10 protein-coding genes are annotated in these 15,574 nt (G+C 63.1%); 4 read left to right on the forward strand and 6 right to left on the reverse strand.

Annotated features, from left to right (window positions below; all coding sequences use genetic code 11):
• Nucleotides 1-171: 171 nt before the first annotated feature.
• Entirely contained in the window at nucleotides 172-1,260 is a 1,089-nt protein-coding gene (locus tag G3O01_RS29700; RefSeq protein ID WP_205810162.1) for an ionic transporter y4hA, read from the forward strand.
• A gap of 15 nt (nucleotides 1,261-1,275) precedes the next feature.
• On the opposite strand, the gene G3O01_RS29705 is transcribed toward G3O01_RS29700, so the two are convergent.
• Nucleotides 1,276-2,151, reverse strand: a complete 876-nt coding sequence (locus tag G3O01_RS29705) for a LysR substrate-binding domain-containing protein (protein WP_205810163.1) — start codon at nucleotides 2,149-2,151, stop codon at nucleotides 1,276-1,278.
• 262 nt (nucleotides 2,152-2,413) lie between these two features.
• Here G3O01_RS29705 and G3O01_RS29710 point away from each other — a divergent pair, with 262 nt between their 5' ends.
• Genes G3O01_RS29710 through G3O01_RS29720 form a run of 3 tightly spaced genes read left to right on the forward strand, consistent with a single transcriptional unit; the run spans nucleotide 2,414 to nucleotide 4,675 of the window.
• Nucleotides 2,414-3,223, forward strand: a complete 810-nt coding sequence (locus G3O01_RS29710) for a transporter substrate-binding domain-containing protein (RefSeq protein ID WP_205810164.1) — start codon at nucleotides 2,414-2,416, stop codon at nucleotides 3,221-3,223.
• A gap of 43 nt (nucleotides 3,224-3,266) precedes the next feature.
• The gene (locus tag G3O01_RS29715; protein ID WP_205810165.1) at nucleotides 3,267-4,016 is read left to right on the forward strand and encodes an amino acid ABC transporter permease; all 750 of its coding nucleotides are present in this window, start codon (nucleotides 3,267-3,269) and stop codon (nucleotides 4,014-4,016) included.
• 2 nt (nucleotides 4,017-4,018) lie between these two features.
• On the forward strand, nucleotides 4,019-4,675 hold the full coding sequence (locus G3O01_RS29720) for an amino acid ABC transporter permease (RefSeq protein WP_205810166.1): 657 nt from the start codon (nucleotides 4,019-4,021) through the stop codon (nucleotides 4,673-4,675).
• Nucleotides 4,676-5,431: 756 nt separating this feature from the next.
• On the opposite strand, the gene G3O01_RS29725 is transcribed toward G3O01_RS29720, so the two are convergent.
• The 5 genes from G3O01_RS29725 to bcsZ form a co-directional block, all read right to left on the reverse strand.
• Nucleotides 5,432-6,703: a cytochrome c gene (locus tag G3O01_RS29725; protein WP_205810167.1), complete on the reverse strand. Its 1,272-nt coding sequence runs from the start codon at nucleotides 6,701-6,703 to the stop codon at nucleotides 5,432-5,434.
• Between the two features lie 10 nt (nucleotides 6,704-6,713).
• Complete coding sequence (locus G3O01_RS29730; RefSeq protein WP_205810168.1) at nucleotides 6,714-8,951, reverse strand: xanthine dehydrogenase family protein molybdopterin-binding subunit; 2,238 nt, start codon at nucleotides 8,949-8,951, stop codon at nucleotides 6,714-6,716.
• A 1-nt stretch (nucleotide 8,952) separates the two neighbouring features.
• Nucleotides 8,953-9,408 carry a (2Fe-2S)-binding protein gene (locus G3O01_RS29735; RefSeq protein ID WP_205810169.1) on the reverse strand — a complete coding sequence of 152 codons (456 nt, stop codon included), beginning with the start codon at nucleotides 9,406-9,408 and terminating at the stop codon, nucleotides 8,953-8,955.
• 296 nt (nucleotides 9,409-9,704) lie between these two features.
• Nucleotides 9,705-14,387, reverse strand: coding sequence for a cellulose synthase subunit BcsC-related outer membrane protein (locus G3O01_RS29740; RefSeq protein WP_205810170.1), 4,683 nt, complete (start codon nucleotides 14,385-14,387; stop codon nucleotides 9,705-9,707).
• Nucleotides 14,360-15,574 (reverse strand): cellulose synthase complex periplasmic endoglucanase BcsZ, encoded by a 1,215-nt coding sequence (gene bcsZ / locus G3O01_RS29745; RefSeq protein ID WP_205810171.1) that lies wholly within the window; start codon nucleotides 15,572-15,574, stop codon nucleotides 14,360-14,362. Before bcsZ ends, G3O01_RS29740 begins: the two co-directional genes overlap by 28 nt.

The following is a 15,574-nucleotide window of genomic DNA, read 5'->3' on the forward strand; positions in this document are numbered from 1 at the left end:
TCTTCGTCACGAGGAGCGGTGTTTTTCTTTGTGGCGGGCATTTTTACATGGCCGTCATATCGCCAGCCTGTCCCGCTGGTTTAATCTCACGGAAGTGCGAGCCGCGCATCAGTCAATGCGGCGGCGTCCCGTCGCGGATCATACGAACAACAACGAACGGACTGAACCTTTATGGCATCGACATCGCCCGTATTGCCCCGCTGGACGGTCGCAGCGCCCTTCATTGCCTGGATCGTGCTCGGCGCCGCCTACGCGCTGCCCGGCAACGGACTGCTGACGGCGCTCGCCGCCGTCGCGCTGGCGGGCTCGGTGTTCTCGGGCGTGCATCACGCGGAAGTGGTTGCGCACCGCGTCGGCGAGCCGTTTGGCACGCTGGTGCTGGCCGTGGCCGTGACGGTGATCGAAGTGGCGCTGATCGTCTCCGTGATGCTGTCCGCGGGACCGGAAAAAGCGGGCCTCGCGCGCGATACCGTGTTTGCGGCCGTGATGATCGTGTGCAACGGAATCGTCGGCATCTGCCTTCTGGTGGGCGGCTTGCAGCACCGCGAACAGGACTTCCAGATTCGCGGCGCAAGCGCGGCGCTGGCCGTGCTCGCCTCGCTGTCCGTGCTGACGCTGGTGATGCCCAACTACACGAGCGTCAGCCTCGGCCCGGCGCTCAGCGATTCGCAACTGGCGTTCGCGGGCGTCTCGTCGCTGGTGCTGTACGGCGTGTTCGTGTTCGTGCAGACCGTGCGCCACCGCGACTACTTTCTCGCCGACGCCCATGCCGCCGATGAAAACGCGCACGCCGCACCGCCCAGCACCCGCGTCGCGATGGCGAGCGGCGCGCTGCTGGTGGTCAGCCTCGTCGCCGTCGTGCTGCTCGCGAAGGTGCTGTCGCCGGTGGTCGAGCGCGCGGTGCTCGAAGCGGGCGCGCCTGCAGCCGTGGTCGGTATCGTCATCGCCGCGCTGGTGCTGCTGCCCGAAGGGCTTGCCGCGGCGCGGGCGGCACGCTCCAACCGGTTGCAGACCAGTCTGAACCTCGCGCTCGGCTCGGCGCTCGCGAGCATCGGGCTGACGATTCCAACCGTTGCGCTGGTGTTCATCTGGACGGGGCGCCCGCTGGTGCTGGGTATCGACGGCAAGGACACCGTGCTGCTCACGCTGACGCTGCTGATCAGCACGCTCACGCTCGGCACGGGGCGCACGACGATCCTGCAAGGCGCCGTGCATCTGTCGCTGTTCGCCGCGTACCTGTTTCTTTCGTTCGCGCCCTGAGCGCTGCTGCGGCCGTCACTGCGCCCAGTGACGGTCGATCCAGTCGCGAAACAGATTGACCTTCTGCTGATGCGCGACGCTGTCCGGATACACGAAGTAATAGCGCGCGCCCGTCGTGAGCACCGCGTCGAACGGGCGCACCAGCCGCTGCGCGGCCACATCCTCTTCGATCAGCGCGAGATCGCTGATCGCCACCCCGAAGCCTTGCAGCGCGGCGTTGGTCGCGAGATCGAGCGTATCGAAGCTCGGGCCGAGTCCTGCGTCGACGTTGCGCACGTCCACGTGTTCGAGCCACATTTTCCAGTCGCGGTGATCGCGCGTGGGATGCAGCAGCGTATGGCGCGACAGATCGGCGGCATCGCCGAGCGGCTTGTCCTGCAACAGTTGCGGCGCGCACACAGGCGTCAGCCGCTCCTCGAACAGCGGCACGGCCTGCACGTCCGCGCCTGCTGACGTGCCATAGACGATCGCGGCATCGAACGGCTCGACCTGAAAGTCGACGTCGTGCTGCCAGGTGGTCGTGATCTGCACGTGCAGATCGGGATATTCGGCCTGGAACTGCATGATCTTGGGCAGCATCCAGCGCATCACGCAGGTCGGCACCTTCAGCGCGAGATCGGTACGCTGCCGCGTGAGCCGCAGCGAAATCTCTTCGATACGTGCAAAGCTCTCCTTGACGGCAGGCAGCAGCAACTCGCCTTCGGCCGTCAGCGTCAGGCCTTTCGCGTGACGCTTGAAGAGCGGGAACTGATAGTAGTCTTCGAGCGCGAGGATCTGCCGGCTCACGGCGCCTTGCGTCAGGCACAGATGCTCGGCCGCGCGCGTGAAGCTGCGATGGCGCGCCACCGTCTCGAAGATCTGCAAGGCATTCAGGGGTGGAAGTCGGCGCATGAGGATTCGTTGCATCAGGAAAATTCATCGCGCGTGCCGCTTTTTGCATGGCTGGCCGCGTGACGATCCCAGAGCATACGCGATCCAAAATTCCGCGGCCCCTGACCGTCATGCATTGCACTCATGCACGATCGGGCTCGGGAGAACCCTTGTGCCATGAGCGCAACGCATGGCATCCATGCGCAGATTTCGATTGTTCCAGTTTTTTTGCATACCTAGAGTGGCTTTCACCGCAGCCACAACATTCACAAAGGATGCACCGATGACCACCGCCGCTCTCCTCCGCCGCCGCTTCTGCAACGCCTTCGCCTCGCTCGCTTTCGCAGGCGTGGCGTTGTCCGCGTTCGCGCCGCTCGCGCATGCGGATGCTCTCGATACGATCACGAAGGCGGGCGTCGTGCGCGTCGGCGTGTTCATGGACTATCCGCCGTTCGGCTCGATTGGCCCGGACATGAAGCCGCAGGGTTATGACATCGACGTCGCCGATCTGATCGGCAAGTCGCTTGGCGTGAAGGTCGAGCTGGTGGCCGTGACGGGCGACAACCGCATGGCCTATCTGGCCGACCACAAGGCGGACATGCTGCTGTCCGTCGGACAGACGCCCGAGCGCGAGAAGGTGATCGACTTCTCGCAGCCTTACGCGCCTTACTACCTCGCCGTGTTCGGCCCGAAGTCGCTAAAGGTGAAGGACGCGAACGACCTCGCGGGCAAGAGCATTTCCGTCGCGCGCGGCACGCTGGAGGACCTGAGCGTGACGAAGATCGCGCCGCCGAGCGCGAACATCAAACGTTTCGACGATCCTAACGGCGCTATTTCTGCATTTCTTTCTGGTCAGGTACAGTTGATGGTCGTCGGTAACGATGTGGGCGCGACGATTCTCGCGCGCCATCCTGCCAACGACCCGGAGCAGAAGTTCTCGCTGTTCAGCTCGCCCGATCACGTCGGCCTGAACAAGAACGAGCCGCGCCTTTTGAAGAAGGTCGACGACACCATTGCGCGCGCCCGCAAGGACGGCACGATGAACGCGATTTCGCAGAAGTGGCTGCGCGCGCCGCTGCCGGAGAACCTCTAAACCATTTCCTTTGATCACCAGATGTCACGATGAGCCGCATACGATGAGTTACACGTTCGATTTCAGCAGTTTCGACATGTATGCGGGGATGCTCGTGCGTGGCACCGGCGTGACGCTCGGACTGACGGCCGTATCGACGGTACTGGGTGGCCTGGTTGGCATCGCGGGCGCGGCAGCGGCCGTGTCCGCGCCGAAATGGGTGCGCTGGCTGATTGCGACCTATGTCGAACTGATCCGCAACACGCCGTTTCTGGTGCAGTTGTTCTTCGTGTTCTTTGGATTGCCGAGCCTTGGCATACACATCGACGAAATACAGGCCGCGATACTTGCGATGACGGTGAATCTGGGCGCCTACGCGATCGAGATCGTGCGTGCCGGTATCGATTCGATTCCACGCGGACAGATTCAGGCGGCGCAGGCGCTGGGCTTGCATCAACGCCAGGTTTTCCGTCATGTCGTGTTGCCGCAGGCGGTGGCCAATGTGTTTCCCGCGCTGTTGAGCCAGGTGTTGATCGTGATGCTGGGTTCGGCTGTCGTGTCGCAAATCTCGGTGCCTGATCTGACTTACGCGGCGAACTATATCCAGTCGCGCAATTTCCGTTCGTTCGAAGCGTACGTGATCATCACGGCGACGTATCTGGTGTTGTCGATCGTATTGCGGCAGGTGTTGAACCGGCTTGGCAAGGGGCTCTTTGCTGGCCGCTCCGCACGTTCTGCCGAGGCTCCGCGTGGCCTGTTGCGCACGCTGTTTGCGATACGCGGTGCGCGCGCTGCATCGACGACGGAGCGCTGATCATGATCGAATTTACGCTTTGGGATATTGCACGTAATTTGTTGCTCGCGGCGCGATGGACTATTTTGTTGTCGCTGATTGCGTTTGTTGGTGGCGGTGTTGTTGGCTTGCTGCTGCTTGCGATGCGCGTGTCGCCGATGCCCTGGCTCAGGCGCATTGTCGTGCTCTATGTTGAGTTGTTTCAGGGCACGCCGTTGCTGATGCAGCTTTTTCTGGCGTTTTTCGGGCTGCCGTTGATGGGTGTCGACGTATCGCCCTGGGTTGCGGCTACTGTGACGTTGACGCTTTATACGAGTGCTTATCTGGCTGATATCTGGCGCGGGTGTGTCGAGGCTGTGCCTCGCGGGCAATGGGCTGCCGGCGCCAGTCTCGGGATGACTTTCTCGCAGCAGTTGCGGTATATCGTCTGGCCGCAGGCTCTCAAGATTGCTGTTGCGCCGACTGTCGGGTTTCTGGTTCAGGTTGTGAAGAGTACGGCTCTGACTTCTATTATCGGGTTCACTGAGCTGACCAAGACCGGGACCATGATTACTAATGCTGCGTTTCGGCCGTTTCCTATCTATGGGATGGTCGCGCTTCTGTACTTTGCGATGTGCTTTCCTCTTACGTGGTATGCGCGGGTTTTGGAGCGGCGGCAGAAGGTGTCGAGAGAGAGGTAGGGTTTTTTGTTTTTGTGTTTGTCTTGCGACGCTTTGTTCGGGTTGCTTGTGTTGTTGCTGGCATCCGCGTTTTGTTATGGGTTCTTCAGGCGTTGCCCCTGTGCGGGGCGGCACCTACTTTTCTTTGCCGCGGCAAAGAAAAGTAGGCAAAAGAAAGCCGCTGAACACCGCCAATTCTTGACGTTTGCCCACGGGCCCCCAACGGCCCCGTCCTGTCCACGGCATCTCCCTTCTCGATGCCCGCTGCCAACGCTCCGAATTGGCTCATCACCCGCTTCACACTCTCGCGTCGCGGCCCGCGCGATCAGATTGCCCACGTTCTATAGCGGCAAACTGTGTGTCGGCTGTCGCGGCTCATGCGTTCCACTCCGGACTGAAAAACACGATCGGTGTCGTAAGAGCGCTGAGGTGTGAAGTACTACGACCTACACACAGTTTGCCACCTGGGCGGCGCAAACCATTCATTGCCGCTGGCTGCACTGCGGGTGATTGGAGTGGGTGAGGCGCTAATTCGAGGCGTTGGCAACGGGCGGTGACCGAGAAGTTGCCGTGTGAAGGAGAGGACCCGTCGGGGGCCCTCAGGCGGAGGTCAAGCACGGGCGGTGTTAGCCCGCTTTCTTTGCTTACTTTCTTTGCGGCGGCAAAGAAAGTAAGTGCCGCCCCGCACAGGGGCGACGCCTGAAGCACCAGTAAAAAACCGCGGATGCCAGCAACAACCCAAGCAAACCGAACAAAGCGTCGCAAGACAAAAAAAACCTATTTCCCTGCTGCGTGAGTCTCCTTCCTCATCTTGGCCACATCACGAGCACTAACAGCCGCCGCACCATTCCCCCAACCTGAACGAACAAAACCAAGCACATCAGCAATCTGCTGATCACTCAACACAGCCGCGTACTTAGGCATCGGATAAGGCGCAGGAATACCGCCAATCACAAGATCCTCAGTGCCATTCAACGTAACGTTAATCAACGAAGAAGCATTCTTCTCCAGCACATTTGGATTGCCCGCCAAAGGCGCAAGCATAGGCGCAAACCCACGCCCATCCACCCCGTGACAATGCATGCAGAACGCCGTGTAAACCCGTGCACCCGCATCATTAGCAGGCCGCGTCAGCGAGACCTTCGTCGCCTTCGCGTCATATGCATAAGCAGGCCCACCCGAACCACCCGCCGCCGGCAGCGATTTCAAATAGCGCGACATCGCAGCGGCATCCTCATCAGTCAAAGTCTGCGTGCTGTTGTTGATCACACTCGTCATCGCCCCGAAGGCAGAAGCATGCTGATTCGCGCCGGTCTTCAGAAACAGCGCGACATCCGCCTCTGACCAGCGCCCAAGCCCGACGTTATGCTCACCCGTCAGGTTCGACGCGAACCAGTTATCAAGCACGCCACCCGTCAAAAACGCACTGCCGCTTTCATCGAGCGCCTTCTCCTGAAACGCAACGCCGCGCGGCGTATGACATGAACCGCAGTGCCCCAGGCCCTGAATCAGATACGCACCGCGATTCCACGCGACGTCCTTGCCCGGCTTGTCGCGATACACACCCTTCTCCAGAAACACCATGTTCCAGAACTTCAGCGGCCAGCGCATGTTCATCGGCCACTTGATATCGGGTTCGCGGTTCGCCTGATTGATCGGCGCCACCCCATGCATGAAATACGCGTACAGCGCATGCATGTCGTCGTCGTTGACCTTCGCGTAGGACGGGTAAGGCATCGCCGGATACAGGTTGTGCCCATCCTTCGCGACGCCCTCGCGCATCGCACGTTTGAAATCGTCTTCACTGTATTGGCCGATACCCGTCTGCGGATCCGGCGTGATGTTGGTCGAATAGATCGCGCCCATCGGCGTCATCATCTGCAAGCCGCCCGCGAATGGCTTGCCGTGCGGCGCCGAATGGCAAGCGATGCAATCGCCCGCCTTCGCCAGATACTCGCCACGCTTGACGAGCGCATCGTCGGCGGCGTGAGACAACGCGGGCAGCGCGAACGCCACGGCCAACGCAAAAGCCTTCAATGTCGTTTTCATCGTCGGCCCCTTATGCGTTTATCAACTGGCTGCCAACCGGCAACTGACGCAAGCGCTTGCCCGTCGCCGCATAGATCGCGTTGGCGATGGCCGGCTGCGCCGCGGCCGTTCCCGGTTCACCGATACCGCCCGGCGCTTCGCTGCTCTTCACGATATGCACGTCGATCGAAGGCGCTTCGTTGATGCGCAGAATCCGGTAGTCCGTGAAATTGTTCTGCTGCACACGGCCGCGATCGATCGTCACCTCGCTGTAAAGCGCCGCCGTGATCGCGAAGATAATGCCGCCCTGAATCTGCGCTTCGACGGTGTTCGGATTGACCACCATCCCGCAGTCGACCGCGCACACCACGCGGTTGACGGTGACCTCGCCCTGATCGACGGTCACGTCCGCGACCATCGAAAAGAAACTGCCGAACGCATGCATCACCGATACGCCGCGCCCCTGCCCCTTCGGCACCGTGTTGCCCCAGCCCGCCGCCTGCGTCGCGACATTCAGCACATTCAGCGCGCGCGGCGATTTGCCGAGCAGATCGCGCCGGTACTTGACGGGATCGATCTTCGCCTGCGCCGCAAGTTCGTCGATAAAGCTCTCGACCACGAACGTGCCACGCGTCGGCCCGACGCCGCGCCAGAACGCAGTCGGTATCGCGTGCGGCTCCTGGCGCACGTAATCGACGAGCTGATTCGGCAGGTCGTACGGCAAGTCGGCGGCCACTTCGACGGCATCGGGATCGACTCCGTTCTTCACGGCAGGCGGCGCAAAGCGCGCCAGAATCGACGAACCGACAATCCGATGCTGCCACGCGATCGGCTTGCCATTCGCGTCGAGTCCCGCCGAAATCTTGTCGTAGTAATACGGCCGGTACATGTCGTGCTGAATGTCTTCCTCGCGCGTCCACGTCACTTTCACAGGCACGTTCAACTGTTTCGCGACTTTCACGGCCTGCGTGACCATATCGAATTCGAGCCTGCGCCCGAAGCCGCCGCCAAGCAGAAAGTTGTGCACGACGATCTTGTCCGGCGACAGTCCCGTCACCTTCGCGCCCGCATCGCGCGCGCGTGTCGGCACCTGCGTGCCGACCCAGATATCGCAGCTATCCGGCTTCACGTGCACCGTGCAGTTGACCGGCTCCATCGTTGCGTGCGCAAGGAACGGCTGCTGATAGACCGCATCGATACGCGTCTTCGCCTGCGAAAACGCGTTGTTCACGTCGCCGTCCTTGCGTGCGACGGCGCCAGTACCCTGCGACGCTTTCTCCATATCGTCGACGATCGTCTTCATCGACACCGTCGCGCCCGCGCCTTCGTTCCACGTAATCTTCAACGCCGAGGCGCCGCGTTTCGCGGCCCACGTGTGATCGCCGATCACCGCGACGCCGTTGTCGATCTTCACGATCTGGCGCACACCGGGGATCTTCTTCGCCGCCGCGTCGTCGACGCTCGCGAGCGTGCCGCCAAACACGGGGCAATTCACGATTGCCGCGTAGACCATATCGGGCAAACGCACGTCGAGACCGAACATCGCGCTACCGTCCACCTTCTCCGGCGAATCGAGACGCTTTGCCTGCGTGCCGATCAGCTTGAAGTCTTTCGGGTTCTTCAGCGGCACGTTCTCCGGCACGGGCAGCTTCGCGGCAGCTTCGACGAGTTGTCCATACGCGATGCTGCGCTTCGTGTCCGAGTGGATCACCTGGCCGTTCTCCGCATGGCACGACGCCGGATCCACCTGCCATTGCTGGGCGGCTGCATTGACGAGCAGCACGCGCGTGGTCGCGCCCGCGCGGCGCATCGGTTCCCACGCATAGCGGATCGACGTCGAGCCGCCCGTCAGCTGGCCGCCGAGCAGCGGGTCGGTGAAGCGCTTTTCGTCGGGTGGCGCATGATCGATCGTGACGCTGTCCAGCGGCACTTCGAGTTCTTCCGCGATCAGCATCGGAATCGACGTGTACACGCCTTGGCCCATCTCGACCTTCGGGATGATCAGCGTGACCTTGCCGGCTGTGTCGATCTGCACGAACGAGTTCGCCGCGAGCACACCGCTTTGCGGCGTCTCGACCCCATCGCCGCCAATCACGGACTTGCGCACGTCGCCCTGGCTTTGCGCAGGCATGCTGAAGCTGAGCATCAGGCCGCCGCCCGCCATCGCGGCAACGCTCGCGCTGAACTTCAGAAAGGCGCGGCGGTTGACACGGGTGGCATCGTCGTCGCGCGGCTTGCCGTTTTGTGCATCGAGCAATCCTTGTGACATGTCACGCCTCCTTGGCTGCCTGCTTCACGGCAGCGCGGATGCGGTTGTAGGTGCCACAGCGGCAGATGTTGCCCGCCATCGCCGCGTCGATGTCGGCGTCGCTCGGGTTCGGGTTCTGCGTGAGCAGCGACGCCGCCTGCATCACCTGTCCGGACTGACAGTAGCCGCACTGCACGACGTCGAGATGCCGCCACGCCGCCTGCACCTTCTTGCCGGAAGGCGTATCGCCGACGGCTTCGATCGTCGTGATCTTTTTGTCGCCGACCGCCGCGATGGGCAGCACGCACGAGCGCACAGCAACACCGTCCAGATGCACGGTGCACGCGCCGCATTGCGCGATGCCGCAGCCGAACTTGGTTCCCGTGAGACCGACGATATCGCGCAGCACCCAGAGCACGGGCATGTCGGGCGGCGCGTCGATGGTGTGAGACTGGCCGTTGATGTTCAGCGTTGCCATGAACGTATCCGTAAAGTGGGAGTTTTATTTATCCGCCGACGTCGAACAAAATCCGGTCGATAACCGGTCTTTGTTAGACGTGACGCGCTAATCATGCGAGGTCCGCAAGTGCATACGCACTACGTGAATCCATTGCGCATGCACATTGAGGAATCGGGCCGACTGATTGTAGTGGGGCGTAAAAAAACGTGCGTGCGAAGTGCCGGCGGCCGTCCGGTGGTGGCGGACGGCCGTCGTTCATTTGGCAGCAGGAGAGGAGCAGCAACGCGCTGCGTTGCTGCTTTCAGGAAGCGCGCTTAATCGTTCACAGGAAGATACTGCGACCTGAGCGGCGAAGGCGGGAAGACGGGCGAGCCAGTCTGTTTGGTAAATGCGTAGCGTACGTAGACGGCGGCAACGAACTCGCGATACTCGTACGCGTTGCCGAACGACGCTGCCGCGCCGACCGCGAGCTGTGGCGCAAGCTGATACTCGCCCACTGCGTCGATCGAGTACGACACGCCCGTCTTGCTCTGACCGGGATAGACCGCGTTCGGGTCCGCCAGCGTCTGGTTCGACGTGGCGAAACGCGTGGCGGCGTCGCTCTGCATGGTTGGATCGAGCGGGAAATACGGGGAGTCGTCCTGCCGGTAATGCTGCACGCCGATCGACGCCTTCAGATCGTACGTGAACGGTCCGTTGCGCCCTGTCCATTCGATCGGCAGATTCAGGATCGCATACTGCTGCGGGCTGAAATAGCCGCCCTGCCCATACGTGAAGTACGACAGGTTCTTGTTGTAGTGCATCCACGTGGTGTTCACGCCGACCGTGAAGGTCTGGTCCGCGTCCTTGTAAAGACGCGTGTACACGCCGCCGCCGCCCTTGATCGACGTGTTCGATGCGACGTGATGGCCATCATAGTAGTCGCCCGAGAGGTTCGCATACAGGCCGCTCGTGCCGTCGTCCCAGGCGACGTCCGCGCGAAGGCCGTTCGACGTCACGCCGCCCCATTCGAGGTTCGCCAGCGCATCGCGCGCGCCCGCATACGACAACAGACTATCGGTCACCGCGCGGCGTTCCGCCGTCAGCCGGTAGGACACCTTGTCGGTCAACCCGCCCTTGAACTGCACGCCGCCGACGATGTTCTGCTCGCGAAAGCCGAACGGCGTGGCACCGACATCGGTCTTCAGCCCGCGGTATTCGTAGCCGACGCCTACACCGACGCCCGTGGCCGTCTGCGAGCCGTACGGATTGGTGGCCTGATTGACCTGAGCGCTGCCAAAGCGGGCCAGCGTGTTGGCGCTGCTGCTCGCTGTGCCCGCGTCCAGCGTGACGGGCGTGACCTCGACGGTCACGTGACCATCGCCAGCACGAATGCGGCCTTTGATGGGCGCCTCGATATCCGTCAGGTTCGACAAACCGTCTTCGCCGTCGCGATTGCGGAACTGGATGCCGGCGCTCACGGTGCTGGTCTGCTCGCGGTTGATCTGCGCGAGTTCCTCCTCGACGGTCAGCGGCTGCGGCTGGGTCGGCTGCGGATATTGCCGCGCCTGCTCGTCCTGCATTTGCGCATTGCGCGTCGGATAAGGCGCAGGCGGCTGCGGGATGTACGGTACGAGCCCGTAGCCCTGATTCGTGTAGTTCTGCGAATACGACTGTTGCGGGTACGGCTGCTGTGGCGGTTGGGGCTGATAAGGCTGCTGATACCCCTGCTGCGGATACTGCTGCGCATACGCACGCTGCTGCGGATACGCTTGCTGTGGGTAGGCTTGCTGCGGATAAGCCTGCTGCTGCGGATAGGCTTGCGGGTAGCCACCTTGCGCATATCCCTGCTGCGGATACGCGGCGTTGTTATTGCCGGTGTTACGCGCATTCTTCGCCGGGCGCTTCTTCGACGACGGCTGCACACCCGCACCCTGATTCGCCTGAGATTGCGCGGCGGCCTGTGCCTGCGGCGACATCGGCCACGGCGTGCTGACGTCAGCCGGTTGCGCATACACCGGTTGCTGATACTGCTGCGGATAAGGTTGCTGATACGGCTGCTGATAGGTCTGCGCCGGCTGCGCATAACCCTGCGCCGGATACGCCTGCCCCGGCGCAAGCCCGCCGCCCGACTGCGACGAGCCGTACTGATCGGGGCCGTAACCGTCCGTGTCAGGCGTCGTGTTTCCGCTCAACGCTGCCTGCGGCGCCAGCGTCTCGAGCGAATTGATCTGCGAGGCCGGGGACTGCTGCGGCTGCGGCGCGACATAAGGCGCATAAGGCGCGGTTGCCGGCTGCGTCGGCGGTGTGTAAGCAGGCATAGCTGGCATCGGATACGGTTGGGTCGTCAGACCGGTATTCTGCGCTGGGAACGGCACACTGTTCGACGCATCCGCCGACGTGCGGTTCGCAAAAGGATTCGTGCCGGGCAAGGGAATCGGCCCGCGCGAACGCAACGGCACGTCCCAGCCGCTCGGCACGGGCTGGCCATTGGCGCTCGCGGTCGTCGCACCGGGCCGCGCCAGCGGCGCATTCTGCGCAATCAGCGAGCGCTGGAAATACTGCGCGGCAAGATTGTTCCTGCCCTCTGCACGGTACATCCGGCCCATCGCGGCAAGCGCATCCGCATTGTTCGGCGCGATGCGCAACGCCTGCTTCAGCGTCGACTCGGCAAAGTCGAATTTGCGGATCTGCGTCGCGGCGCCCGCGGCGTTCAGCAGCAGCCCCATGTCGGTCGGATTCTGCGCGAGCGCAAGGCGATACGTGGCCAATGCGTTCGCGTTGTCGTTGTTCGCGGTGTACAGACGCGCGAGCGCCGCGAGAATGTCGGGATCGTTCGGTCGTGCAGCAAGCCATGGCGACAGCACGTCGAATGCGCTCGCGAGATCGTTCGCCTGACGCAACGCATCCGTGCGGCGCACGACGATCGCCACGTTGATCTTCTCGAAGTCAGTGCGCTGCTGGCCAGTCAACTGCATCGACGCGAGCCGGCGCATCACTTCGCCCAGTTCGATATCCTGGCCTGCGTTCAGCAGAATGCCTGCATCGGTGAGCATCAGACCCGCATCGTTCGGCGAGCGAGCAACGGCGCTGCGCACCATCATCAGCGCGCGCGGTGTATCGCCCGTGCTCACATAAGCCGACGCGATCGCGCCGATCAGTTCCGCATTATTGCCCGCCACCGGTTCCGCGTTTTGCAGCATGCCGCGTGCCTGCGCGACGCGACCGCTCTTCGCGAGCGCCACGGCTTCGTCGCACTGTTGATGCACCCACAGCCGATGTTGCAGCATCGCCATCGCGTCGGTGCGCCTGTTGAGCGGAATGCGTTCGAGCTGCGACAGGCCGTAGCGCCAGTCCTGCATGTCGGCGGCAAGCAGCGCGCTTGCGTAGAACGCATCGGGCATCTCCGGGTGCGTCGCGATCAGCCCATCCATGATGCTTTTCGCATTCGCATACGCGCCCTGCTTCGCATAGATACGTGCAAGGTCGAGCCGCAGCCAAGGATCGTCGGGATTGCTCAGCAGCGCGTCTTCGAACAGGCTGCGCGCATTGCCGAGATCGCCGCGTGCTTCGGCTGCCCGCGCCTGCGCCGCTTGCGCTTCACCGCGCAGACGGTCCGCGCCGCCCACTTTCTTACGCTGCTCGTCCGTCAACTGATTGGCAAAACTGAGCGCTTCGTCGCCGCGTCCCTGCGCAGCGAGCGCGCCAACGAGGCCGCGTATCGCATCGGGATTGTCGGCCTGTCGGCGCAACGCCATGCGAAACGCCGCTTCCGCGCCGCGCGGATCGCCGCTTTGCATCAGCACATCGCCGAGCGCGGTTTGTGCGGTGACGTCGCCGGGACTCACGGCGATCGCTTTTTCGAACGATGCCTTGGCCTGCGCGAGATTGCCGTTGCTCTGCTCGCCGAGACCTTCGCTCGTGTACATCCAGTAAGTCGCGCTATTGAGCGCCTCGCGCCAGCGCGCCGCGCCGCCTTGCTGCGACGCCCGCAGCAGATAGTCGCGCGCCTGTGCGAACTGCTCCTGCTTCAGCAACGCGACGCCCATGCCGCCGAGCGCGTCGCCGTCGTTCGGCGAACTCGCGAGCACCGACGTGAAGCGCGCTTTCGCCGTCACCAGATCGCCGCGATCCAGCGCAGCGAAACCTTCCGCGACGGTGCGGCCGCGTGCATCGGCGCCCGCGTTCTGCTGCGCACGTTCTGACGCGCGACGATCCTGTTCCGTGATCGAATCGGCGCGAGCCTTGACGGCGGCGTCATCGGGCGAGACGGACAGATAGGCCTGAAACAGCGGCGCATCGGACGCACGCACGCCGAGCCACAGCAATGCCTGGCGCCACGCGGCCTTCGCCTGTGCGCCGACCACGGAATCCTTCGACAACTGCGCCAGCTGCTCGATGCCCTCGCGCCGGTTCGCTTCGCGATACGTCAGATGCTGCGCATACGCGAGCGCAAAACGCGGATCGTCGGGATGCTCGCGCGCAAGCTGCTCCAGCCCGCGGCGCGCCTCTTCCCAGCCTTGCGGCGACGAACCGAGCGCCTGGTAATACTCGAGCGCAAGCTGCGGATTGGTCGGCTTCGTGCCGAGCGCCTGCCGGTACGCCTGTGCCGCCGACGCCTGCTGCCCCGCCTGCGCGAGACGACGCGCGTCGTTGACGGCCTGATCGGTGGGACTCGACTGACCGAGGCGGCGCGCGAGTTCATCCATGTTCGGATAGTTCGGCGCGGCCTGGCGCAAGCGCGCCAGATATTGCTGCGCGCCCGCGCCATCCTTGCGGTCGGCCAGCACGATGCCCATGCCGTACAGCGCGTCAGGCTGCTTCGGATCGATGCGCAAGACTTTCAGCCACGCCTGCTCGGCGAGATCGCCGCGCTTGTGCGATTGCCAGTACTTGCCCTGATCGATCAGGACGTTCATCGGGTCGTTCGGCTGCGCCTGCGCGAATGCCGACGCCGCCGCGCCCGCGCCCAGCGTGAGCGCGACGCCGATTACGAGCGCGCGTTGGCGGATTGGCATGTGTTCTCCCAACGCGGCACCAGTCGTCCGTTTTCATCGAAGCGGTAGCGGCCGTCTGCGGACCCTGTACCGAAGAGCATCAACACCTCGTCGTAATAGACAGGCTGGTTTTGTGTGGATTGTCCCGCGCCCGGTGCGGGCGCAGGGGCTGCAAGCGAGGCCAGATGCGTTTGCGCGAGGCCCGCTGCGCGCGTATCGCGAAACGCACGGAAGTATGGCAGCAGCGCGCCCCAGAAACCAATCGGGCCTTCACCCGTTGCGTTGCCGGTGGTCGTCGCGACTTTCTCGGGCGGCACGCCCGTCTGCGCAATCCGGTCGCGCATGCCGTGCAACGCAGCGAGCCACGGCTTCGCGAGCGGGTCGGCGGGTGCGGTCAACCCGGCCCACAGATAGACGCGAATCGCGTCGTAGCTGCCCACATCGCCCTTTTGAGGATCGACGATGAACTGGCCATCGCCCGAGCTTTCACGATAAGCGGCCCAATCCGGCGAGAAGCCGAGCGGCGCGGTCGTCTTGATGAGCTTGAACGCGTTATCCGCGATGCGCGCCCACGGCCCGTTCGGCGACTGCGCGGCCATCGCGCGAATGAGAGGCAACGGCAGATAGCTTGGATTCAGGCGCGTCGTGTTGCCATTGCGAAACCCTTGTGGACCGGGCAGCAGCATCGGACCAAGGCCGCGCAGATCGGCGACTTCCTGCTTTTCGATCTGCGTGACGAGCGCATAGGCGAGCTTCGTATAGGCCGGTTCGTGCCACAGGCGTCCCGCTTCGAACAGGTCATACGCGATCCACAGATCCGAGTCCGCCGCCGAATTCGGGTCGAGCACGCCATACGAGCCATCGGGTTTTTTGCCCCATTGCCACGAAGGCAGCTTCACGTCCTCGCCGTCGAAACGTCCCGCCGACAGGTTCGCGCGCGTCCAGCGCAGCAGACGCTCGAAGGTCGCGCGGTCATTGGCGACGAGCGCGAAGAACATGCCGTACGACTGCCCTTCGGATGTGGTCTGCTGCGTCGGCGTCGAGAAGTCGACGACACGTCCATCCTGCTGCACGAAGCGCGACACGAACGCGCGATACGCGGACCAGTCGTCGCACGTTGCGGCGTGTGCATGGCCGGTCATCCCCACAACAAGGCCCGCGCACGCGAGTGCGGTACGCAACGGACGTGAGAAAACTGCTGCCCGCAT

It is taken from the genome of Burkholderia sp. Ac-20365, from assembly GCF_017104715.1.
Lineage (GTDB): Bacteria > Pseudomonadota > Gammaproteobacteria > Burkholderiales > Burkholderiaceae > Paraburkholderia.

Bases quoted from the DNA above. Each gene is read 5' to 3' on its own strand.
- G3O01_RS29700 (WP_205810162.1), top strand. From the start codon at position 172: ATGGCATCGACATCGCCCGTATTGCCCCGCTGGACGGTCGCAGCGCCC.
- G3O01_RS29705 (WP_205810163.1), bottom strand. From the start codon at position 2,151: ATGCGCCGACTTCCACCCCTGAATGCCTTGCAGATCTTCGAGACGGTG.
- G3O01_RS29710 (WP_205810164.1), top strand. From the start codon at position 2,414: ATGACCACCGCCGCTCTCCTCCGCCGCCGCTTCTGCAACGCCTTCGCC.
- G3O01_RS29715 (WP_205810165.1), top strand. From the start codon at position 3,267: ATGAGTTACACGTTCGATTTCAGCAGTTTCGACATGTATGCGGGGATG.
- G3O01_RS29720 (WP_205810166.1), top strand. From the start codon at position 4,019: ATGATCGAATTTACGCTTTGGGATATTGCACGTAATTTGTTGCTCGCG.
- G3O01_RS29725 (WP_205810167.1), bottom strand. From the start codon at position 6,703: ATGAAAACGACATTGAAGGCTTTTGCGTTGGCCGTGGCGTTCGCGCTG.
- G3O01_RS29730 (WP_205810168.1), bottom strand. From the start codon at position 8,951: ATGTCACAAGGATTGCTCGATGCACAAAACGGCAAGCCGCGCGACGAC.
- G3O01_RS29735 (WP_205810169.1), bottom strand. From the start codon at position 9,408: ATGGCAACGCTGAACATCAACGGCCAGTCTCACACCATCGACGCGCCG.
- G3O01_RS29740 (WP_205810170.1), bottom strand. From the start codon at position 14,387: ATGCCAATCCGCCAACGCGCGCTCGTAATCGGCGTCGCGCTCACGCTG.
- bcsZ (WP_205810171.1), bottom strand. From the start codon at position 15,574: ATGCGGGCAGCAGTTTTCTCACGTCCGTTGCGTACCGCACTCGCGTGC.